The following is a 20,646-nucleotide window of genomic DNA, read 5'->3' as shown; positions in this document are numbered from 1 at the left end:
CTACTCATACTATCATGCAAAGCGCAGAAGCGCGGGGAAAACAGGATACACAAGCATTGACGCAAGCTGCCTCCGTCGTATCCGCAAAGGACCTCTGTCTGACCTATGATGCCAGCGATGCTCCCGTGCACGCGCTGACAAACGTCAATCTCGACGTTCGCAAGGGTGACTTCGTCTCCTTCATCGGGCCATCCGGTTGCGGGAAGACGACCTTCCTGCGCGTGATTGCAGATCTCGAAAGGAAAACATCGGGTGAGATCACCGTCAACGGCATGACGCCGGAGGAAGCCCGCAAGGCCCGCGCCTACGGGTACGTCTTCCAGGCGCCGGCACTCTACCCATGGCGCACGATCGAGAAGAACATCGCCCTGCCGCTCGAGATCATGGGCTACGCTTCGGCCGACCAGAAGAAACGCATCGCCGGCGCGCTCGATCTTGTGAACCTCTCCGGCTTCGAAAAGAAATTCCCCTGGCAGCTGTCCGGCGGCATGCAGCAGCGCGCCTCGATCGCACGTGCGTTGGCCTTCGATGCTGATCTGCTGCTGATGGATGAACCCTTCGGCGCGTTAGACGAAATCGTCCGCGACCATCTGAACGAAGAACTCCTGAAGCTCTGGGCGCGCACCAACAAGACGATCTGCTTCGTCACCCACTCGATCCCCGAGGCGGTCTACCTTTCCACGAAGATCGTGGTCATGTCCCCCCGCCCCGGCCGCGTGACCGATATCATCGATTCAACGCTGCCACGCGAACGTCCGCTCGATATTCGCGAGACGCCCGAGTTCCTCGAAATCGCCCATCGCGTGCGCGATGGTCTGAGAGCGGGGCACAGTTATGAGCATTGAGGTGCTGAACACCAGGACCGGTGCGCGGGGGTGCTCATGAAGGCGGACTCTCTGAAAGACAGGATCGTTCCCGTCCTGACAATCCTCGTGGTCTTGGTCGCAGTCTGGTACGTCGCGGCAGTCCTGATGAACGCCTCCTTCCAGCGCGATATGGATCAGCGGGCAAACCAGACGCCCGGTACGATGGAATTCATCGAAAAGACGCTCTCGCAGCCGAAGCCATTGCTACCTGCGCCGCATCAGGTAGTGCAGAACGTCGTCGAGAACACATTCCTGCGGAAGCTTTCGAGCAATCGCAGCCTCGTCTACAACAGCTGGGTCACGCTCTCGTCGACGCTGCTCGGTTTCGGCTTCGGCACATTGCTCGGCATCGTGATCGCCGTCGGTATCGTTCATATCAAGGCGCTCGACCGCAGCCTCATGCCTTGGGTGATCGCCTCGCAGACGATACCGATCCTGGCGATCGCGCCGATGGTGATCGTCGTCCTCGGCGCCATCAACATCACCGGCCTGATCCCGAAGGCGCTGATCTCCACCTACCTCTCCTTCTTCCCGGTGACGGTCGGCATGGTGAAGGGGCTGCGTTCGCCCGAGGTGATGTTCCTCGACCTGATGCGAACCTATAACGCGACACCCGCGCAGACCTTCTGGAAGCTGCGGGTTCCGGCCTCCGTGCCGTTCCTTTTCACCTCGATGAAGGTTGCGATAGCAGCAAGCCTTGTCGGCGCCATCGTCGGCGAGCTCCCGACCGGCGCCGTCGCCGGCATAGGCTCGAAGCTGCTCGCCGGCTCCTATTATAGCCAGACGATCGACATATGGGCGGCACTGGTCGCAGGCTCGGTGCTGGCCGCAAGCCTTGTCGCGATCGTTGGTCTTATTGCAAAGATCGTCGATCGCTCGATGGGCGGGAGACCGGCATGAAGAAGATGTCCTTCTCCTGGCAGGGCGTTCTTGCCCTGGTGCTGACCGCGATCGCAATCATCACCTTGCCGCTCATGGCCGAAGGCGCGCCGGACCCTGTGTCACCGCTGACTGTCGGTCTGACGATCACCCTGATCGTGGCCCTTGCCTTTATTTCCTTCGCATCGTTGCCAAAGCCATACATTGCCGCCGTCTTGCTGGTCGGAGCACATTGGGCGGCATGGGTGCTGCTCGCGGATGTGACCGGAAATGAAGGTCTGGCCACCAGATCCTTCTTCCTGCTGATAGCAGCCTGCTGGCTGCTTGCATGGCGCTGCGTCACCGAGCTTTCGGCAATGACGCCAGGTTCCAGTTTCGGCCGGTCGTTCCTGCGGCTGCTGATTCCGGCGATCTTCGGCGCCTGGATCCTGATCATCTGGGAAGCGCTGACGCGCGGCGCCGGCATTCCCTTCGTTCTGCTGCCGCCGCCGAGCGCCATCGGCGTCAGGATCGCCGGCTCACTGCCAATCCTGGCAGACGACGTACGCCAGACGATCTTCAAGGCAGTATTCGCTGGTTACATCATCGGCTGCGGTGCAGGCTTTGCCGTCGCCATCCTTGCCGATCGTGTCGCCTTCCTGCGTCGCGGATTGCTGCCGATCGGCAACATGGTGTCGGCGCTGCCGATCATCGGTGTTGCGCCGATCATGGTGATGTGGTTCGGCTTCGACTGGCAGTCGAAGGCGGCGGTCGTTACCATCATGACTTTCTTCCCGATGCTGGTGAATACTGTCGCCGGCCTCTCCGCATCCGGCCCGATGGAGCGCGACCTGATGCAGACCTACGCTTCCAACTATTGGCAGACGCTGCTGAAGCTCCGGCTTCCGGCGGCGATGCCCTTCATTTTCAATGCATTGAAGATCAACTCGACGCTGGCGCTGATCGGTGCCATCGTCGCGGAGTTCTTTGGTACGCCGATCGTCGGCATGGGCTTCCGCATCTCCACGGAGATCGGGCGCATGAATGTCGACATGGTCTGGGCCGAAATCGCCGTTGCGGCGCTTGTTGGTTCGATCTTCTACGGCGTCGTCGCCCTGGCAGAACGGGCGGTGACTTTCTGGCATCCGTCTATCCGTGGTGGCTAGGCGTCGCTTTATTCCCGCGAATGGGATTGGGGCATAACTTCAGAGGGAACAAGAAAATGAAAAAACTGATTGTTGCGATGATGGCGAGCGCGATGTCGCTCGCGGCAGCCCATGCAATGGCTGCCGACAAGGTGACGCTGCAGCTCAAGTGGGTGACGCAGTCGCAGTTCGCCGGCTACTACGTCGCCAAGGAAAAGGGCTACTACGACGAGGCAGGTCTCGACGTCACCATCAAGCCGGGTGGCCCTGACATCGCGCCGGAACAGGTAATCGCCGGCGGTGGCGCTGACGTCATTGTCGACTGGATGGGCGGCGCGCTGGTTGCCCGCGAAAAAGGCGTTCCGCTCGTCAACATCGCCCAGCCTTACCAGAAGTCCGGCATGGAAATGATCTGCCGCAAGGACGGCCCGATCAAGACCGAAGCCGATTTCAAGGGGCATACGCTCGGCGTCTGGTTCTTCGGCAACGAGTACCCGTTCTTCGCGTGGATGAACAAGCTCGGCCTCAAGACAGATGGCGGCGCCGATGGCGTTACCGTGCTGAAGCAGAGCTTCGACGTGCAGCCGCTGCTGCAGAAGCAGGCCGACTGCATCTCCGTCATGACCTATAACGAATACTGGCAGGCGATCGATGCAGGCTTCAAGCCGGAAGAACTGCTCGTCTTCAACTATACAGCTATGGGCAACGACCTTCTGGAAGACGGCCTTTATGCCATGGAAGACAAGCTGAAGGACCCAGCCTTCAAGGAAAAGATGGTCAAGTTCGTCAAGGCTTCGATGAAAGGCTGGAAATACGCCGTCGAGAACCCCGACGAGGCTGCCGGAATCGTCGTAGACGCCGGCGGCCAGGACGAAAACCACCAGAAGGTCATGATGGGCGAAGTGGCCAAGCTGATCGGCGACGGCACCGGCAAGCTCGACACGACGCTCTATGATCGCACGGCAAAGGCTCTCCTCGACCAGAAGATCATCAACAAGGAGCCTTCAGGCGCCTGGACACACGACATCACGGACGCGGCTTCCAAGTAAACGCGTCTGACAGACCGGGAAACGCGCGGGGACCCCCGCGCGTTTTTCATTTTAATGAAAATATTTGCGTCCGATGTCGCATCGCGCGAGACTCTAACGTCATAGCAAAGTGGAGCACGATCAACTATCGGAATGCTTGCATAACCGGCGGGTGATTGATCTGCATCACTTCAGTAATTATTGTGTTCGAATGAGGAATTATTTTCCGCCAGACTTGCGCAATGGGCAAATCGCTACCACTTAGATGCGGGATTTGCCGGATGAGGGACTTAAGCACAAGTCGGCAAATGATGCGGAAATACTTCTGAGAACACCAAAACGGGAACCGGCCGTTCGCGAACTGATGATTTTGCGCGAGTCTGCCGACTAGACTGGATGACGACGCATGGCACGTACGCCTGTTAAGATACTTCGCGCCTCCACCCTGCTGATCGCGGCGGTTGTAGCTTCAACGACTTTTGCCCAGGAACAGCCGGTCGCAAAGCCGCAGCAGAACCTGCCGGCGATCGTGGTGACGAAAGCCACCACCCGCACGCTGGTCGACCGCGTCGTGGCGACCGGGACGGTGAAGCCGGTCGAGGAAGTCTACATCCAGCCGCAGGTCGAAGGATTGTCAATCCGCGCTCTGAATGCGGATGTCGGCGACAGGGTCCAGGCGGATAGCACGCTGGCGACGCTGAACGACGACGCAATCATTCTGCAGAAGAGCCAAATGCAGGCCACCAAGGCCAAGAACGAAGCGAGCCTCGCGCAGCTTCGCGCACAGCTGATTGAAGCAGAGGCCAATGCAGAGCAGGCGCGACAGCAGCAGGCGCGCGCTCAGGAAATGGGTAAGAAGGGCACCGTTTCTACGGCGACCGTCGAACAGGCGGATGCCGCTGCCGCTTCGGCCAATGCCCGCGTTGATTCGGCCAAGCAGGCGATCCAGGTAGCCGTTGCGGAGATCAAGGTCACTGAAAGCCAAATCGCTGATGCCGATCTGAAGCTTGCCCGCACCGACGTCAAGACGCCGGTTTCCGGTACTGTGGCGGCGAAGAACGCCAGGATCGGTGCGATTGCGCTCGCTACGGGCGATCCGCTCTTCACGGTCATCCGCGATGACGAGATCGAGCTGGTGGCAGAAGTGGGCGAGAGCGAGATCGTCAAGGTCGAACCCGGCCAGAAGGCCACCATTTTGCTCTCCGGTAGTCGTGACAAGGTTGCTGGCTCCGTACGCCTGGTGTCGCCGACGGTTGATCCGCTGACGCGCCTCGGTTTGGTCCACATTTTGATCGATGACTCCAGCAAGGCGCGTTCGGGCATGTACGGCAGCGCCGACATCGTTGTGCGAACCACGGAAAACGTGGCGCTGCCAGTCTCCGCGGTGTTGTCGGGCAGTGAGGGATCGTCGGCCCGCAGGGTCGAGGACAGTGTCGTCAAGTTTGCCAAGGTCGAGACCGGCATCCAGGACGGTGCCTATGTCGAGATCGTCAAGGGATTGAAAGCCGGCGACGAGGTCGTGGCCAAGGCGGGCGCCTATGTCCGTGACGGCGACCGCATCACGCCGGTTCGTGAACAGCCACCGGTTTCAAACTGAGAGACGGCCGATGAACTTTTCAGCCTGGTCTATCCGAAATCCAGTTGCCTCGCTTCTGGCGTTTGCACTTTTGCTTTTCGTCGGCATCCAATCTTTCAACAAGCTGCCGATCACGCGTTTCCCGAATATCGACGTCCCACTCGTTTCCATCGTCGTGACACAGAGCGGCGCTTCCCCCGCCGAGCTCGAAATGCAGGTGACGAAGGAGATCGAAGACGCCGTTGCCAGCATAACAGGCATCGACGAAATCCAGTCGACGGTGACCGACGGCCAATCGCAGACGGTCGTTATGTTCCGCATGGAAATCCCGACCGAGCAGGCAGTTCAGGACACAAAGGACGCCATCGACCGCATCCGCAGCGACCTTCCGGCAAATGTCGAAGAACCGATCGTCTCGAAGATCGATGTTGAAGGTCAGGCGATCCAGACGTTTGCAGTCTCCTCGCCCGACATGACGCTCGAGGAGCTCTCGTGGTTCGTTGATGACACGGTCAAGCGTGCCCTGCAGGGGCAGGCCGGCATCGGCCGTGTCGACCGCTACGGCGGTGCGGACAGGGAAGTACGCGTCGAGCTCAACCCCGACAAGCTGAACGCCCACGGCATTACCGCGGCCAGCGTGAACCAGCAGCTGCGCGGCACCAACGTCGACCTCGGCTCTGGCCGCGGCCAGGTGGCAGGCAGCGAACAGGCAATCCGCGTGCTCGGCGACGCCCGCAATGTCGCCGAACTTGCCAACACCACGATTGCGCTGCCGAACGGTCGCTTCGTCAAGGTTTCCGATCTCGGCGTCATCAAGGATACCTACCAGGAGCCGAAATCCTTCTCGCGGTTCGATGATACGCCGGTCGTGACCTTTGGCGTGTTCCGCTCGAAGGGCGCCAGCGAAGTCAGCGTTGCCGAAACCGTGGCCAAGAGCCTCGAGAAGGTGCGTGCGGAAAATCCGAACGTCGGCATCGAACTGATCAGCGACTCCGTCTACTTCACCTACGGCAACTACGAAGCCGCGATCGACACCCTGATCGAAGGCGCGCTGCTCGCGATCATCGTGGTGTTCCTCTTCCTTCGGAACTGGCGCGCGACGCTCATTTCGGCCATCGCGCTGCCACTGTCGGCGATCCCGACGTTCTGGATCATGGACCTGATGGGCTTTTCGCTGAATCTCGTCAGCTTCCTGGCCCTGACGCTCGCGACTGGTATTCTCGTCGATGACGCGATCGTCGAGATCGAAAACATTGCCCGTCACATCAAGATGGGTAAGACGCCCTACCGCGCGGCAATCGAAGCGGCGGACGAAATCGGCCTCGCCGTCATCGCGACGACCTTCACGATCATTGCCGTTTTCGTGCCGGTGTCGTTCATGCCCGGCATCCCTGGCCAGTACTTCATCCAGTTCGGCCTGACGGTTGCCTTCTCCGTCTTCTTCTCGCTGATGGTGGCGCGTCTCATAACCCCGATGATGGCCGCGTATCTGATGCGGGCAGAGGACGGGATGGAAGACCATCACGACAATGACGGTGCGTTCTTCCGCGGCTACACGCGCCTGGTGCGCGCCACGACCCGCCGCTGGTGGACCCGCTATTTGACACTGATTGCGGCGATCGCCTTCCTGATCGGCTCCGTCATGCTGCTTGCCCAGGTGCCCGGCAGTTTCCTGCCGCCGGAAGATGCATCGCGCATCGTGCTGTCCGTAGAGCTGCCGCCGAACGCAACGCTCGATGACACGGAAGCGACGACCAACGCGATCTACAAGGACGTGAAGGATATCGATGGCGTCGAAAGCGTCTTCGTGCTCGGCGGCGCGTCGCCGAAGGGCGACCTCGAATTACGCCGTGCCACGGTAACACTCACGCTTCACAAGCTTGATCAGAGGCTCTTGAAGAAGCTTGATGACTTGGTCGTTAAAATCCCAGTCATAGGATCCTATCTGCCCAAGGTGGAACCGAAGGGACGAGTTCGTCCGCAGTGGGATATTGAAAAGGAAGTTTTCGCCAAGCTCCACCATCTGCCTGACGTGCGGATCCTGAAGCTCAACGATCGCGGCGAGCGTGACCTTTCGTTCAACTTCCTCTCCAAGAACGAGAAGGATCTCAACGACACCGTCGGCGTTCTGGAAGCGAAGCTGCGCGCCGATCCGCTGCTGGCCAACGTCAGTGCCGAAGGCGCCCTGCCCCGTCCGGAGTTGCAGGTTCGCCCACGCAAGGATCAGGCGGCTCGCCTCGGCATCACGCCGCAGCAGATCTCCGAGACGATCCGTGTCGCCACCATTGGTGATATCGATGCGGCCCTCGCCAAGATCAACCTGGACGACCGGCAGATCCCAATCCGCGTACAGGCGTCGCTCGACATGCGTCGCGATCTCGCGGCCCTCCGGGCCATGAAGATACAGACGGCAAGCGGCGGGACCGTGCCGCTCTCGACCGTCGCCGATATCGACTATTCGGAAGGTGTCAGCTCGATCAAGCGCAACAACCGCTACCGTGTCGTGTCGATCGGCTCCGACCTGCCGCAGGGCGTGGCTCTCGATACTGCATCGGCGCGGTTCCGGCAGATCGTCAATGAAGCCAAGATGCCTCCGACGGTCCAGCTGGCCGAAAGTGGTGACACCAAGGTGCAGACCGAAATGCAGCAAAGCTTCGTCAACGCCATGTTGATGGGCCTAATGCTGGTGCTGACAGTGCTGATCCTCCTTTTCAAGGACGTGATCCAGCCTTTCACCATCCTGTTCTCGCTGCCGCTTGCGATCGGCGGTGTGGCGGTCGGCCTGCTGGTTACCCAGAACCCGCTCTCGATGCCGGTTATGATCGGCATTCTGATGCTTATGGGCATCGTCACGAAGAATGCGATCCTGCTCGTCGACTTCGCCATCGAGATGCGTCATCGCGGCATGGAGCGCGTGGAAGCCATGGTCGAGGCAGGACGCAAGCGCGCCCGCCCGATCATCATGACCTCCATCGCGATGTCGGCTGGCATGCTCCCCTCGGCACTCGGCGTCGGCGAAGGCGGTTCGTTCCGCGCACCGATGGCAATCGCGGTGATCGGCGGCATTATCGTGTCGACCGTCCTTTCGCTGGTCGTCGTGCCTTCCTTCTTCCTCATCATGGACGATCTCTCCCGCCTGCTCGGCTGGGTATTCGGCCGCCTGGTCGGCAGGAAGGATAAGGAAGATTTGGCGTTGTCCCGCGAGGAACTCACGCAGGCTGTGAGCGCTCTGGAAGGCCGAGTATCGGCAATCGAGAAGCCCGAAGGAAAGCGCGCCAAATCAGGCAATGTTGTTCGCCTGCCGCCTTTCGCGGCCGAATAGACACTGAACCCAAGAGCCGGGGCAACACCCCGGCTTTTTTATTGATTCGCATTTGATCAGGATCAAGTTCTGAACCGCGTCTCCCGGTTACCCTTACCAATATCAGGTAGGGGCGGCACCCGCCGCGCCACAGGGAGAAACAGATGACCAGAGCTTTGAAACTGAGCAACGCGCAACAGGCGATGCTTGGTGATGCGTTAATCGCGTCCAGCCTTGACCGGCAAGAGCGGGACGCTCTGCTGTCCTGCGCGGTGGCGGTACGCTACGAGCCTCAGGATGTTCTTTTCCGGGAAGGCGGGAACGCGCGCTACTTCTACTGCGTGCTGAGTGGCTATGTTCGCCTCTATCGGGGTTCAGAAGACCGCGAAGCGGATATCAGGATCTGCGAGCCGGGCGACAGCTTCGGAGAATGCCTGGTGCTCGTCGGCGACCGGTACAATTATAGCGCCCAGGCAATGGAACACGCGATCCTCGCCCGCTTCGATCTTGTCCAGGTCAGAAGGCTGCTCGATGAACAGCCTCGGGTGGGGAGAGCAATCGCGCGCTCCCTGTCGCAGCATTTGTTGTCAACCATGGACTGCTTGGCGCGAGATCGCATGCAGACCAGTCAACAACGTGTTGCGCATTATCTCCTCACCCACTGCACCAACGAAGGTGCGCGGGCGTCGTTGCGGCTGCCGTTCCAGAAAAGCCTGCTGGCACGAAAACTTGGTCTGGCGCCGGAGGCGCTGTCACGTGCGTTCTCCGCCTTGCGGACATCGGGCGTGACCGTCAGCGGCCGTGCCATCGCAATCGAGGATGTCAGCGCGCTCCGGCAGGTCTGATCGCTACAGACCGCCATGTTCCTTCAGGAAGCTGACGATGGAACTGACGCCGTCACCATGCTTCATGTCGGAGAAAACAAAAGGCCGTGCCTGGCGCATCCGTGTCGCGTCGCGGTCCATGACCGCAAGGTCAGCCCCGACGTAGGGAGCCAGATCCTTCTTGTTGATGACAAGAAGGTCGGACTTGGTGATGCCGGGGCCACCCTTGCGAGGGATTTCCTCGCCCTGGCAAACCGAGATGACGTAGATGGTGATATCCGCCAGATCGGGAGAGAAGGTGGCGGCCAGATTGTCACCACCCGACTCGATGAACACGACATCGAGATCGGGAATCCGCTCGTTGAGGCCGGCGATCGCCTGCAGATTGATCGTCGCGTCCTCACGGATTGCCGTATGCGGGCAGCCGCCGGTCTCCACGCCAACGATCCGATCTGATGGCAAGGCCTGCATGCGCATGAGCGCCTCGGCATCCTCGGTGGTGTAAATGTCGTTCGTGACGACAGCGACCGAGTATTGGTCGCGCATAGCTTTGCACAGCTTTTCGGTGAGCGCCGTCTTGCCGGAGCCGACCGGGCCACCGATCCCCACACGAAGGGGTCCGTTTCCTGATTTCATGCTTTGAAAACTCCAATAACGACCGATGATAGCGTGCCGCTCGAAAGGCGACCACCGGCAAATGACTGAGGTCGCAGCGGCTGGTGGCCCTGATAAGTCACGATCGAAAGAGACGCGTCGACTGCGTTTCATGGCGAAGCGACATGATGTCCGCCTGGATGGTGGCCGATCCGAGATCGCTGAGCGTTGAAGCGGCTGCCCGCTTCGCGATTGAGGCTATGTCGCCTTCCAACCGCGACAGAATGGCAACGCCATCCCGTTGCCCAGCCACTCCGAGGCGGATGCCTGAAGAAACTGCCTGCGAGAGATAGGCGTGGAGAAAGGCCGCAATCGCCTTCTCCAACGCCACTCCATGGGCACCCGCCACGGCGCCGATCGCAACCGGGTACGCCACGTGTCGCGGCAGTCGATCGAAGACCTCGTCCGGCCACGCGCTGGCGGCGGACAAGAACGCATCGCCGAGTAGCATCGTCTCCTGATGGCGCTCACGCGAGCCGGCGAGCGCTTCGGCGAGTTCCGCCAGTTCGCCAAGTCTTTCAGGTTGCCCGTGACAACGGTGGCTCTCCGCGACGAGAACGGCGTCGTTCCAGACAGGCCCGCGTTCGATCAGGTTCGACGCCCATGCTGCAAGCGAATGGGCATCGGTGACCAACCCATCATGGACAGCGCGCTCCAAGCCAGCCGAATACGCGAAGGATCCGACAGGGAAAGCTGGCGAAAGCCAGGCCATGAGCCGCAGCAGAGCCTGCAGATCGGCATCATCCGTCATGTCCTACTCAGTCGTGCGAGTGATGGTGATGGGCATGATCATGCCCATGCGAATGGTAGGCGCCGCGGGCGGGCTGGAACGGCTCGCTCACTTCCCGCACCATCGCTCCCAGCCCTTCGAGCATGGAGCGGATCACATGGTCCCGCAGGATGAGGATGCGGTCCTCCTCGATCTGCGCGCCGAGATGGCGATTGCCGAGGTGCCACGCAAGCTCGATCAAGTGCAGGCGATCCTTGCCCTTCACCTCGAAAAGCTTCTCGTCAGCGGCTACGATCTCGATGAGCTCGCCGTCCTCGAGAACCAGCATATCGCCGCTGGCAAAAAGCACCGGTTCCTTGAGGTCGAGCATGACCATCTCGCCGTTTTCGAGATGGAGCAGCTTCCGCCGCAAATGCCTCAAGTCGTGCGGCAAAACCACTTTTCCGATTGGGCTGGAAGAAGGCGTGCCGGCTGGCAAGTAGGAAGTAACGCGTTGCATGACATGTCCAATTCACTTGAGATTGCGAGCATGCAAAATTGCCTTGTGCGATGCAAGAAGGAATGAGCTTCCACGGAAACGCCGCCCAAATCTCTTCAGGCTAGCCGCGCCTCATCACAATCCACGTTGCTCATGCGCGCACCCACAGTTTCGCCTGGAAGACACCTACCCCAACCCGGATACAAGCCCTCGTTCTCATGAACGACACGATTTCGACCGAGCGCCTTTGCCAGGTAGAGTGCTTTGTCTGCCGCCGAATAGGCTCCTTCCTTGCTTCGCTCTGGCTTGAGCTCCGCAATGCCGGCCGACACCGTTAGCGCAACCACGCAATCGTCGGCCGCAACAGGGCACGCCGCCAGGCTTGCGCAGACGGATCGCACGCGCTCGATCCGCTGCTCCTCAGAGCCCCCGACAACGATCGCGCCAAACTCCTCCCCACCCAACCTTGCCACGGCGGAGTGTCCGTCGAAGGCAGTGGCGAGAATGGCGGATACAGCGACGATCACGGCGTCGCCACAAGCGTGGCCAAAGCGATCATTGATGGCCTTGAACCGGTCCACGTCGAAGATTGCGAGGCAAGCATTTCCATCAACCTGCTCCAGTGCCTCGGTAAAGGCACGCCGGTTGAGAAGCCCTGACAACACGTCCGTGCGGCTCAGTTGCTCGAACTCCGCTCGAGAGACGCTGAGTTGATGCATCGCGTGACCCGCCACCAGCGACAGCACGCTCGACACGGCACCGCCGATGAGCCAAGACAGCAGGACGCCATAGACAACGCCATGAGCGAATGGGACGGGCAACATTCCCATCCAGTCGAGCGGCGGCAATATCAGCACAATCACCACCGACGACAGGGTCACTGCGAGGAAGCTCATCTTGAGAGCGAACACGTAAATTGTGTGGCGATCCCGAAAATCGCCAAGCTCCGCCTGGAGTGAAATTCTCATGCGAATCGACCTTCTTGCCCACCGCCAGGCACATTGCTTAGAGGCGAACTGCTGCCGAGTTCTTAAGTGAATCGTTAAGATTTGAGCGAATTTGGTGAATTGATCACCGCTTGAAAGTCGCCCGAAAACGAGACGTCTTCAGAGGTGAATCAGCCCAACAGCCCAAGCGGCCAAGCCGTTGTTTTTCTGATATTTTCCAGAGAAGACAAACAACAATGCCCTAATACGGACAGACCGCCTCAAGGTGGAACATACAAAAGTAGAAAACAACTTTTGGGAGATTCAACCTTAACGCATGGCTTTGACAGCAGCCGGCAGACGTACCGGCTGCACATGATCGACTAGAACAGGAAATAACGCTGCGCCATCGGCAACACTGTCGCTGGCTCGCAGGTCAGCAATTCGCCGTCAGCGCGCACCTCGTAGGTCTCCGGGTCGACCTCAATGTGCGGCGTCAGGCTGTTATGGATCATCGATGCCTTGGAGATGCCCCCGCGAGTGTTCTTTACCGCAACGAGATTTTTAGCGACACCCAGACGGCTCTTCAGACCGGCCTCGAGCGACGCTTGCGAAACGAAAGTAACGGACGAATTCGTCCGCAACTTGCCGTGGGCGGCAAACATCGGCCGATAGTGCATCGGCTGCGGTGTCGGGATCGAAGCGTTCGGATCGCCCATCGGAGCCGCCGCAATCGAACCGCCGAGCAATACCATCTCCGGCTTGACACCGAAGAAGGCCGGATTCCACAGAACCAGATCGGCGCGCTTGCCCACTTCGACCGAACCGATCTCGTGGCTGAGACCCTGGGCGATCGCCGGGTTGATCGTGTATTTCGCGATGTAGCGGCGGACGCGGAAATTGTCGTTCTCGCCGGTCTCCTCTTTGAGGCGACCGCGCTGACGCTTCATCTTGTCGGCCGTCTGCCAGGTGCGGATCGCGACCTCGCCGACGCGACCCATCGCCTGGCTGTCGGATGAGATGATCGAGAAGGCGCCGATATCGTGGAGGATATCTTCTGCCGCAATCGTCTCCTTGCGGATGCGGCTTTCGGCAAACGCGATATCTTCGGGGATTGAAGGCGACAAGTGATGGCAAACCATCAGCATGTCGAGATGCTCGGCGACAGTGTTGACGGTATAGGGCCGCGTCGGGTTGGTCGACGAAGGAATGACGTTCGACTGGCCGCAGATCTTGATGATGTCAGGCGCATGTCCGCCGCCGGCGCCCTCCGTGTGGAAAGCGTGGATCGTGCGGCCCTTGAGGGCGCCGATCGTGTCCTCGACGAAGCCGCTCTCGTTCAGCGTGTCGGTGTGGATCATCACCTGGATGTCATATTCATCGGCGACAGAAAGGCAGCAGTCGATCGCCGCCGGTGTCGTGCCCCAATCCTCGTGCAGCTTCAGCGACGACGCGCCGGCCAATACCATTTCCTCGAGAGCCGCCGGTAGCGAGGCATTGCCCTTGCCGGCAAGTGCAAGGTTCATCGGAAAGCCGTCAAAGCTTTCGATCATCCGCTCGATATGCCAGGCGCCGGTGCAGGTGGTGGCGAGCGTGCCATGGGCCGGACCCGTGCCTCCGCCCAGCATGCAGGTGACGCCGGACATCAGCGCTTCCTCGATCTGCTGCGGGCAGATGTAGTGGATATGCGCATCCATGCCGCCGGCAGTGATGATTTTGCCCTCGCCCGCAATCGCCTCGGTTGATGGGCCGACGATGATGTTGACTCCCGGCTGAGTATCAGGATTGCCAGCCTTGCCAATCGCCGCGATGCGGCCGTTCTTGAGCCCGATATCGGCTTTAACGATACCCGTGTGGTCGATGATCACGACATTGGTGATGACGGTGTCGACGGCACCCTGAGCCCGCGTCGCCTGGCTTTGGCCCATGCCGTCGCGGATCACCTTGCCGCCGCCGAACTTCACCTCTTCGCCATAGGTGGTGAAGTCCTTCTCGATCTCGATGAAGAGCTCCGTGTCGGCCAAGCGCACCTTGTCGCCGGTGGTCGGGCCGAACATGCCGGCATAGGCAGCGCGGGAAATCTTGTAGGGCATATGTCAGGCTCCTTGGGAGGAAGAAATGGCTGCGCTCGCCGGCAGCCGCGTTACGCGGCCAGCGGCGACATAACTATCAACAAGCTGCCGCTCGGCAGCGAAGGGATGCCATTCCCAACCCACGTGGCCGAAGCCCGTGAGATCGATGGCCGCCTCGGGAAACCTGCTCATCACCTCGGCGATCACGATCATGCCACTGCTCGGCACGATGTAGGGCGCTGGGTGAAGGGCCGCGAGCGCCGTGTCGACGGCTTCATGAATCATTTTGTCAACGACCACATGCTCTTTGCCAACGTCCGCGCAGAACGCGTTGAATTGACTCGTATAGTCGTCACAGAAGTCATCTAGCTCGGGGTGCGTCACTGCCAGCGGCGCCCGCATTTCCGCAAACTTCCGCGGATCGCGCACGCTCCAGATCGCCGCAGCTTCCCGCACAGCGGGATGCTGCCGCCACGCCTCGGAGGCAAGCATAGCCTTACCGGGCCGCCCGGTATTGCAGACGGCGACGACGTCGGTTCGCCCCGGGCTCGCTTCGTAGGAGCGGCATTCGTTGAATCGGATTACGAATGCGGCATCTGCTACCGCAGCGGCGGCCTGCGCTCCGATCTCTCCGTTGCCGACGACCATGATCCTGCCAACCATGTCAGTTGCCCATCGTCTCTGCGAGTTCTTTGAGCTGCTTGGTGCGAGCGTCGGTCAACTCGGCAATGCAGCCTGCGACGAGCATTGGTTCCATCGTGCCGCCGCGGGCCTGGAAGCCAGCCGCCTCACACTCCGCATCGCGGAAATCCACCCATGCGCGCTGCGCCTTCACCAACGCCTTTTCGGCGCCGCGCATATCGGCATCAAGATCCTTGTCGAGTGCCGCGAGGGCGACGCGGGTGATCTTGTATTGTGCATTCAGCGCCTTGTCGGCAGTTTCCTGACGCGCCTGTTCACAAGCCGTCATGTCGGCCTGTGTAACTGGATTTTTGCAATCCAGATCTTCGGCGTTGGCGCCGAAGGCGATGAACATCGCGACGCCGGCCGCCAGAAGATGCAAGCTCACCCGCATCGTTTCCTCCCTGGTCATTTAGAGCTTGCCCATGACGAGTTGGCGGAAGCCGTAGACTTCGCGTTTACCGGAAAGTGGGATGAGCGTTACCGAACGCGTCTGGCCGGGCTCGAAACGGACGGCCGTCCCGGCAGGGATATCGAGCCGCATACCCCGCGCCGTCTCCCGATCGAAGGAGAGGCCAGCATTCGTTTCCGCGAAATGATAGTGGCTGCCGACCTGCACCGGCCGATCGCCGGTGTTCGAGACATCGAGCGTTACCGTCGGCGCGCCGACGTTAAGCTCGATATCGCCGCTTGCGGCGATGATCTCTCCTGGAATCATGATCTTCTCCTCACACGGCCTTGATGGGCGCGCAGCCCTCGGCCTTCAGAACGCGCTTTGTCGACGCGGGGTATTTGGCAAGCTTGGCAGCCGGACGCACCGGGCGGCGTACGAGTTCGCCGCCGCAATTCGGGCAGACTCCGCCGAGGACGTCCGCGACACAATCGGCGCAGAATGTGCACTCGAATGTGCAGATCATCGCCTCGGAACTGTCAGGCGGCAGGTCCTTGTCGCAGCATTCACAATTGGGGCGCAGCTCCAGCATCATGACCTCAGCGGATCGGTTCGTGGACGGTCACAAGCTTGGTGCCGTCGGGAAAGGTCGCCTCGACCTGGACGTCATGGATCATCTCCGCGATACCTTCCATGACCTGGTGACGGCCGATGACATGGGCGCCGGCTTCCATCAGTTCGGCGACCGGACGACCGTCACGCGCGCCCTCGACCACGAAATCGGTAATCAGCGCGATCGCTTCGGGATGGTTAAGCTTGACGCCCCGCTCCAGCCGCCGCCGCGCTACCATCGCCGCCATGGAAATCAACAGCTTGTCTTTTTCTCTCGGTGTGAGGTTCATCGTGCATCCATCTGCTTGAACTAGAGATTCCAGACTTTCGGTACCGGCGCTCCGTTGCGCAAGGTCGAAATGATCGGGATCAGGATTTTTCTCAGGGCGAAGCCATCGGGCGCCGAAAGGCGCACGACGAGCTTGCCGGCCCAGCTGCTGGCACCGCCCATATGGCCTTCGAGCAACGGCCGGACTGCGCCAAGGTAGGCTTCGGCCCGCGGCCCGACATACAGCACCGTTGCAAACGCGACCTTGCCTGACAGCACGGCATCGGCACCGGCAAACATTGCAACATTTCCCTGCAGCGCCAGGTCCTCGGCGTGGCAGAGCCGACCTGCTTTGCGAATACGCCAGCGATCCCGGAAGAGCCCCGTCTCGACAACCTCCCCCATCGCCTTGCGGCCAAGCAGGATGGCCTCGACGGCCAGGAATTCGGAATCGTCATCAAGATCGACGTCGAGTCTTCGAAACAGTGATGAGCGGTCAAAAAGAATGGTTTCCTGCGGCAGCCAATCCACCCTGGCGTTTGCGCCGACGGCAATACTAGTGTTGACCTCAGCCGTTCCCGCTGACGCCTTGTAGATCTTCTCGCAGGCCTGTGTGGTGACATCGATGCGGGTGCCGGGGCCAGCCGCGACGCTCCAATTCATCCGGTCGCCACCGGTCAGGCCGCCCGCGGTATTGATGATGACGGCTTCCATCGAGGAATCGAACGTATTGGGAAGGCGGATTTTGGCCGCTCCCTCCTGATACAACTCTTGCAGGCGGGTCCGCCCGTCGAGCGTCTTCGCAGCCAGATGTCCGCGCCCCTCGGCCCTTTGCGGCCTTGTGGCCGCAGCAACGTTCATCATTCCATCCCCTTCGAGCGCGTCGTTGGCTTGTCCCGATGTTACTCCTGGCGCCGGCCAGCGATTGACGGCAAGCAATTCCCGTGCCGTGCCAAGTTGCAGTGCGATCCGGCGCTATGACGCTGGCACGCCTCCTCAACTGCCGACAAAAGCGGCATGTGCGCAATGGACCGGCATCCGAAGCCGTAAGATGAGATCTCCGATCGGTCGCGCGAGACCTAATGATAAAGATTTGGAGGAAGCTGCATTGATCCGCAGGGCGACAAAGCAGGACATCGCCCGAATAGTCGAAATCTGCGCCGGCGTTTCCGAGAACGCCCTGTCCGATCCGTCCAAGGTTACGCTTGAGGACATGGTTCATCGTCAATCCCGGCATCTTTGTCTGGGAGGATGAAAGCGGTATTTGCGGCTTCTCGGCCGCGGATACGCGCAACGGCTCCATCTGGGCACTGTTCGTGGATGAGCGGCACTGCAACCGTCGCATCGGACGCGCCCTCGAGCGGGCCTGCACAACAGTGAAATCGGCGGGCTTCGACAGCATATGGCTGACGACGGATCCCGCAACGAGAGCCACGCGCCTCTATCATCGCGCCGGGTGGCGCTTGATCGGCAACCTGAAGGGCGAATTGCACTTTGAACGGAGTCTTTAACTCTGAACCATCAGTCGGACCAAGGCGCTAGGTAACGCGATCCGGCGGCTCTTTGCCTTCGAAGAAGGCGGTGATGTTCTCCACAACCTTCATTCCCATGGCAGTGCGGGTTTCCTCCGTTGCGCTTCCGAGATGTGGCAGCAGGACGACATTCTCCATGGCTCTCAGCGCCTCCGATACATGCGGCTCGGCTGCATAGACGTCGAGCCCGGCGCCGCGGATGACACCGTCCTTTAAGGACGCGATCAACGCCGCTTCATCGACGACATCGCCGCGAGCCGTGTTGATGAGGAACGCGCCGGGCTTCATCGAGGCTAACCGGGCAGCATTCATCAGATGTCTGTTCTCCTCGCCGCCAGGGCAGTGCAAGGAAACGAAATCGGAGAGCGCCAATACATCCTCAACTGTCGGCAGTTGTCTTGCGCCGTAGCGCGCCGCTTCCGTCGGATCGACAGGCGACCGATTGAAGAAGACGACATCCATCCCGAAGCCGAAGTGGCAACGCTGCGCGAACGCCTTGCCGATGCGCCCGAAACCGATGATACCGACTGTCTTACCGGTGACCTTCGTCCCGATCATATGCGTCGGGCACCAGCCCTGCCACTCGCCAGCCCGGATCTGGCGCTCGCCTTCGCCACCCCTGCGAGCGACGGTGAGCAGCAGGAGCATGGCGATATCGGCCGTGCAGTCGGTCAGCACCCCGGGCGTGTTCGTCACCACGATCCCTCGCGCCTTCGCTGCACCTATGTCGATGTGATTGTAGCCTACCCCGAAATTCCCCAGGATGCGGGCACGTGGCGTCACACTATCAAAGACGGCAGCCGGCAGCCGGTCGGAGACCGTCGGCAGGACGGCGTCGTACGCGTCAAGCGCATCGCTCAGTGCCTCCCCACTCATGGCGATATCATCCGCATTCAGCGTCGTGTCAAAACGGTCCGAGAGGATCTTTTCTACCGTTGCAGGCCAGCGACGCGTGACGAGAATGCGTGGTTTGGACATGAGAACCGTTCCGATTGCCGTGATTGACTTCCTACCCAGTAGCGCAAAAAAACGCCGAGGGCCAAACGGAAGAAGCCCGGTCTTGCGACCGGGCTTCCAAAATCCGCACAAGCGGGGATGAACCCTTACTTGGCTTCCTGCGGGAAGTAGCTGTACTTGCCGTCCGGACCCTTCTTCCACTCGTACATGATGTAGCCAGGAAGCTTCGGGTCGCCCTTTTCGTCGAACGACATGTCGCCGAGAACGGTCGGGAACGGGCCCTTTGCCTTCATTGCCGCAGCAACGGCTTCCGCGTCGTTGGAACCGGCAGCCTTTGCGCCACCAGCGATCGACTGCAGCGCAGCGTAGGAGTAGAGCGTGTAAGCTTCCGGGTTGAAGCCAGCAGCCTTGAACTTCGCAACGAGGTCCTTGTTGGCCGGGTTCAGCGTCGGATCGGGGCCGAAGGTGTTCAGCGTACCGGCGACTGCGTCGCCAGCGATCGATGCCAGTTCGTTCGAAACGATACCATCACCGGAAACCAGCGTAGCCTTGAGGCCCTGGTCGGCAGCCTGACGGATGATCAGACCAGCTTCGGTGTGAAGTCCACCCCAGTAGATGATCGAGACGCCGGCTTCCTTCATCTTAGCGATGAGGGCCGAGAAGTCCTTGTCACCAACGTTGATGCCTTCGTAGACGACTTCGGTAACACCGGCAGCGTTCAGAGACTTCTTGGTTTCGTCAGCGAGACCCTGGCCGTAAGGCGTCTTGTCGTGAACGACGGCGATCTTGGCGTCCTTGAAGTGGTCAGCAAGATACTTGCCGGCGATTGCACCCTGCTGGTCGTCACGGCCGCAAGTACGGAACGTGTTCCAGAGACCGCGCTCGGTGAACTTCGGGTTCGTAGCAGCCGGGGTGATTTCGAGCATGCCGTTTTCAGCGTAGACTTCGGAAGCCGGGATCGAAACGCCCGAGTTGAAGTGGCCGATAACGAACTTGACGCCGTCAGCAGCGAACTTGTTCGCAACCGAGATGCCCTGCTTCGGGTCGGAGACGTCGTCGCCGAGTACGACCTTGATCTGCTCGCCGTTGATGCCGCCGGCAGCGTTGATGTCAGCGGCCGCCTGCTCTGCGCCCTTCTGGAGCTGAGCCCCGAACGCAGCGTTCGGGCCGGTCAGCGGACCAGCAACGCCAACGATGATGTCGGCCCATGCGTTGCCGCTGAAGGCGACCATCGCCGTCAGAGCTACAGCCGACAGGAGAGACTTTTTCATTCTATTACTCCCAATTTTTTAGCGGGTTCTGTTCCACCACCCAGCGCATTACCCACTTTACTGCGCCAGGAAACTTGTTCCACTCGAAGGGGCAATCTGTCCCTAGATTCAACCGGCTGTCAATGTTTTGCCTTCCAGGAGAAGGGGGAAGTCTTTTCGTATAGCCAGTAGTAGTTGTTGACCATCTGGTTGGTCCGGCGATAGCGATAGCCGGCCGTCGAGAAGATCGAGAGAAGGACGAGGTCGATCACATAGTAAAAGAGGCTGAGGACCGGTCCATCAAACAGTGCGTGATGCAGAAACTGCATCGCAGCGGCGAGCAGAACCGTGTAGGCGATCACCAGCGGATAGTCGCTCCAGCTGTCCGCCGCAGCCTTGCCTGCTCGCCAAGCGGTCCAGAATCCGATCAGCACGACGAAAAGCCGAATGGCACTGCGAACGCCGGTATCGCCCTCAAAGAAAAGTCCCTGCATATC

22 protein-coding genes are annotated in these 20,646 nt (G+C 60.3%); 8 read left to right on the top strand and 14 right to left on the bottom strand.

What is annotated here, in order from left to right; all coding sequences use genetic code 11:
- The first annotated feature begins 14 nt into the window (after positions 1-14).
- The 7 genes from FHT76_RS18845 to FHT76_RS18815 all read left to right on the top strand — a co-directional run bounded on the left by FHT76_RS18845 (position 15) and on the right by FHT76_RS18815 (position 9,619).
- The gene (locus FHT76_RS18845; protein WP_183755668.1) at positions 15-845 is read left to right on the top strand and encodes an ABC transporter ATP-binding protein; all 831 of its coding nucleotides are present in this window, start codon (positions 15-17) and stop codon (positions 843-845) included.
- Positions 846-881: 36 nt separating this feature from the next.
- On the top strand, positions 882-1,766 hold the full coding sequence (locus FHT76_RS18840) for an ABC transporter permease (RefSeq protein ID WP_259127047.1): 885 nt from the start codon (positions 882-884) through the stop codon (positions 1,764-1,766).
- A complete protein-coding gene (locus FHT76_RS18835) occupies positions 1,763-2,890 on the top strand; it encodes an ABC transporter permease (protein ID WP_259127048.1) in 1,128 nt (375 codons plus the stop codon). Before FHT76_RS18840 ends, FHT76_RS18835 begins: the two co-directional genes overlap by 4 nt.
- A 56-nt stretch (positions 2,891-2,946) precedes the next feature.
- Positions 2,947-3,918, top strand: coding sequence for an ABC transporter substrate-binding protein (locus FHT76_RS18830; RefSeq protein WP_183861502.1), 972 nt, complete (start codon positions 2,947-2,949; stop codon positions 3,916-3,918).
- A 385-nt stretch (positions 3,919-4,303) separates the two neighbouring features.
- Entirely contained in the window at positions 4,304-5,494 is a 1,191-nt protein-coding gene (locus FHT76_RS18825; RefSeq protein ID WP_259127054.1) for an efflux RND transporter periplasmic adaptor subunit, read from the top strand.
- A 10-nt stretch (positions 5,495-5,504) separates the two neighbouring features.
- Complete coding sequence (locus tag FHT76_RS18820; RefSeq protein WP_259127056.1) at positions 5,505-8,795, top strand: efflux RND transporter permease subunit; 3,291 nt, start codon at positions 5,505-5,507, stop codon at positions 8,793-8,795.
- 143 nt (positions 8,796-8,938) lie between these two features.
- A complete protein-coding gene (locus tag FHT76_RS18815; RefSeq protein WP_183755613.1) occupies positions 8,939-9,619 on the top strand; it encodes a Crp/Fnr family transcriptional regulator in 681 nt (226 codons plus the stop codon).
- A gap of 3 nt (positions 9,620-9,622) precedes the next feature.
- On the opposite strand, the gene ureG is transcribed toward FHT76_RS18815, so the two are convergent.
- The 11 genes from ureG to FHT76_RS18760 form a co-directional block, all read right to left on the bottom strand.
- Complete coding sequence (gene ureG, locus FHT76_RS18810) at positions 9,623-10,234, bottom strand: urease accessory protein UreG (RefSeq protein ID WP_183861510.1); 612 nt, start codon at positions 10,232-10,234, stop codon at positions 9,623-9,625.
- Positions 10,235-10,331: 97 nt separating this feature from the next.
- A complete protein-coding gene (locus FHT76_RS18805; RefSeq protein ID WP_183861512.1) occupies positions 10,332-11,003 on the bottom strand; it encodes an urease accessory protein UreF in 672 nt (223 codons plus the stop codon).
- Positions 11,004-11,010: 7 nt separating this feature from the next.
- Positions 11,011-11,481 (bottom strand): urease accessory protein UreE, encoded by a 471-nt coding sequence (gene ureE / locus FHT76_RS18800; protein ID WP_259127060.1) that lies wholly within the window; start codon positions 11,479-11,481, stop codon positions 11,011-11,013.
- 95 nt (positions 11,482-11,576) lie between these two features.
- Positions 11,577-12,428 carry a GGDEF domain-containing protein gene (locus FHT76_RS18795; RefSeq protein ID WP_259127062.1) on the bottom strand — a complete coding sequence of 284 codons (852 nt, stop codon included), beginning with the start codon at positions 12,426-12,428 and terminating at the stop codon, positions 11,577-11,579.
- Between the two features lie 341 nt (positions 12,429-12,769).
- Positions 12,770-14,479: an urease subunit alpha gene (ureC, locus tag FHT76_RS18790; protein ID WP_183861518.1), complete on the bottom strand. Its 1,710-nt coding sequence runs from the start codon at positions 14,477-14,479 to the stop codon at positions 12,770-12,772.
- Positions 14,480-14,482: 3 nt separating this feature from the next.
- Positions 14,483-15,106 (bottom strand): Urease operon accessory protein, encoded by a 624-nt coding sequence (locus FHT76_RS18785; RefSeq protein WP_183861520.1) that lies wholly within the window; start codon positions 15,104-15,106, stop codon positions 14,483-14,485.
- Positions 15,107-15,122: 16 nt separating this feature from the next.
- Positions 15,123-15,533, bottom strand: coding sequence for a lysozyme inhibitor LprI family protein (locus tag FHT76_RS18780; protein ID WP_183862004.1), 411 nt, complete (start codon positions 15,531-15,533; stop codon positions 15,123-15,125).
- A gap of 18 nt (positions 15,534-15,551) precedes the next feature.
- The gene (locus FHT76_RS18775) at positions 15,552-15,857 is read right to left on the bottom strand and encodes an urease subunit beta (RefSeq protein ID WP_016554918.1); all 306 of its coding nucleotides are present in this window, start codon (positions 15,855-15,857) and stop codon (positions 15,552-15,554) included.
- Between the two features lie 10 nt (positions 15,858-15,867).
- A complete protein-coding gene (locus FHT76_RS18770) occupies positions 15,868-16,122 on the bottom strand; it encodes a DUF1272 domain-containing protein (RefSeq protein WP_016554919.1) in 255 nt (84 codons plus the stop codon).
- Positions 16,123-16,129: 7 nt separating this feature from the next.
- A complete protein-coding gene (locus FHT76_RS18765) occupies positions 16,130-16,432 on the bottom strand; it encodes an urease subunit gamma (protein ID WP_007533656.1) in 303 nt (100 codons plus the stop codon).
- Positions 16,433-16,452: 20 nt separating this feature from the next.
- Positions 16,453-17,274, bottom strand: coding sequence for an urease accessory protein UreD (locus tag FHT76_RS18760; RefSeq protein ID WP_183861522.1), 822 nt, complete (start codon positions 17,272-17,274; stop codon positions 16,453-16,455).
- A 341-nt stretch (positions 17,275-17,615) separates the two neighbouring features.
- Here FHT76_RS18760 and FHT76_RS18755 point away from each other — a divergent pair, with 341 nt between their 5' ends.
- Positions 17,616-17,921: an N-acetyltransferase gene (locus FHT76_RS18755; protein WP_246712587.1), complete on the top strand. Its 306-nt coding sequence runs from the start codon at positions 17,616-17,618 to the stop codon at positions 17,919-17,921.
- 27 nt (positions 17,922-17,948) lie between these two features.
- On the opposite strand, the gene FHT76_RS18750 is transcribed toward FHT76_RS18755, so the two are convergent.
- From FHT76_RS18750 to FHT76_RS18740, 3 genes are all read right to left on the bottom strand, one after another.
- A complete protein-coding gene (locus FHT76_RS18750) occupies positions 17,949-18,920 on the bottom strand; it encodes a D-glycerate dehydrogenase (RefSeq protein ID WP_183861524.1) in 972 nt (323 codons plus the stop codon).
- A 125-nt stretch (positions 18,921-19,045) separates the two neighbouring features.
- On the bottom strand, positions 19,046-20,170 hold the full coding sequence (locus tag FHT76_RS18745) for a branched-chain amino acid ABC transporter substrate-binding protein (RefSeq protein ID WP_016554923.1): 1,125 nt from the start codon (positions 20,168-20,170) through the stop codon (positions 19,046-19,048).
- Positions 20,171-20,289: 119 nt separating this feature from the next.
- Positions 20,290-20,643, bottom strand: coding sequence for a DUF6867 family protein (locus FHT76_RS18740; RefSeq protein WP_114713530.1), 354 nt, complete (start codon positions 20,641-20,643; stop codon positions 20,290-20,292).
- Positions 20,644-20,646: the final 3 nt, after the last annotated feature.

This window comes from Rhizobium sp. BK176, assembly GCF_024808055.1.
The sequence above is the reverse complement of the archived record's forward strand: the minus strand, read 5'-3'. Positions and strand labels throughout refer to the sequence as shown.

Excerpts from the sequence above, each read along its gene's own strand:
- FHT76_RS18845 (WP_183755668.1), top strand. The coding sequence starts at position 15 with ATGCAAAGCGCAGAAGCGCGGGGAAAACAGGATACACAAGCATTGACG.
- FHT76_RS18840 (WP_259127047.1), top strand. The coding sequence starts at position 882 with ATGAAGGCGGACTCTCTGAAAGACAGGATCGTTCCCGTCCTGACAATC.
- FHT76_RS18835 (WP_259127048.1), top strand. The coding sequence starts at position 1,763 with ATGAAGAAGATGTCCTTCTCCTGGCAGGGCGTTCTTGCCCTGGTGCTG.
- FHT76_RS18830 (WP_183861502.1), top strand. The coding sequence starts at position 2,947 with ATGAAAAAACTGATTGTTGCGATGATGGCGAGCGCGATGTCGCTCGCG.
- FHT76_RS18825 (WP_259127054.1), top strand. The coding sequence starts at position 4,304 with ATGGCACGTACGCCTGTTAAGATACTTCGCGCCTCCACCCTGCTGATC.
- FHT76_RS18820 (WP_259127056.1), top strand. The coding sequence starts at position 5,505 with ATGAACTTTTCAGCCTGGTCTATCCGAAATCCAGTTGCCTCGCTTCTG.
- FHT76_RS18815 (WP_183755613.1), top strand. The coding sequence starts at position 8,939 with ATGACCAGAGCTTTGAAACTGAGCAACGCGCAACAGGCGATGCTTGGT.
- ureG (WP_183861510.1), bottom strand. The coding sequence starts at position 10,234 with ATGAAATCAGGAAACGGACCCCTTCGTGTGGGGATCGGTGGCCCGGTC.
- FHT76_RS18805 (WP_183861512.1), bottom strand. The coding sequence starts at position 11,003 with ATGACGGATGATGCCGATCTGCAGGCTCTGCTGCGGCTCATGGCCTGG.
- ureE (WP_259127060.1), bottom strand. The coding sequence starts at position 11,481 with ATGCAACGCGTTACTTCCTACTTGCCAGCCGGCACGCCTTCTTCCAGC.
- FHT76_RS18795 (WP_259127062.1), bottom strand. The coding sequence starts at position 12,428 with ATGAGAATTTCACTCCAGGCGGAGCTTGGCGATTTTCGGGATCGCCAC.
- ureC (WP_183861518.1), bottom strand. The coding sequence starts at position 14,479 with ATGCCCTACAAGATTTCCCGCGCTGCCTATGCCGGCATGTTCGGCCCG.
- FHT76_RS18785 (WP_183861520.1), bottom strand. The coding sequence starts at position 15,106 with ATGGTCGTCGGCAACGGAGAGATCGGAGCGCAGGCCGCCGCTGCGGTA.
- FHT76_RS18780 (WP_183862004.1), bottom strand. The coding sequence starts at position 15,533 with ATGCGGGTGAGCTTGCATCTTCTGGCGGCCGGCGTCGCGATGTTCATC.
- FHT76_RS18775 (WP_016554918.1), bottom strand. The coding sequence starts at position 15,857 with ATGATTCCAGGAGAGATCATCGCCGCAAGCGGCGATATCGAGCTTAAC.
- FHT76_RS18770 (WP_016554919.1), bottom strand. The coding sequence starts at position 16,122 with ATGCTGGAGCTGCGCCCCAATTGTGAATGCTGCGACAAGGACCTGCCG.
- FHT76_RS18765 (WP_007533656.1), bottom strand. The coding sequence starts at position 16,432 with ATGAACCTCACACCGAGAGAAAAAGACAAGCTGTTGATTTCCATGGCG.
- FHT76_RS18760 (WP_183861522.1), bottom strand. The coding sequence starts at position 17,274 with ATGATGAACGTTGCTGCGGCCACAAGGCCGCAAAGGGCCGAGGGGCGC.
- FHT76_RS18750 (WP_183861524.1), bottom strand. The coding sequence starts at position 18,920 with ATGTCCAAACCACGCATTCTCGTCACGCGTCGCTGGCCTGCAACGGTA.
- FHT76_RS18745 (WP_016554923.1), bottom strand. The coding sequence starts at position 20,170 with ATGAAAAAGTCTCTCCTGTCGGCTGTAGCTCTGACGGCGATGGTCGCC.
- FHT76_RS18740 (WP_114713530.1), bottom strand. The coding sequence starts at position 20,643 with ATGCAGGGACTTTTCTTTGAGGGCGATACCGGCGTTCGCAGTGCCATT.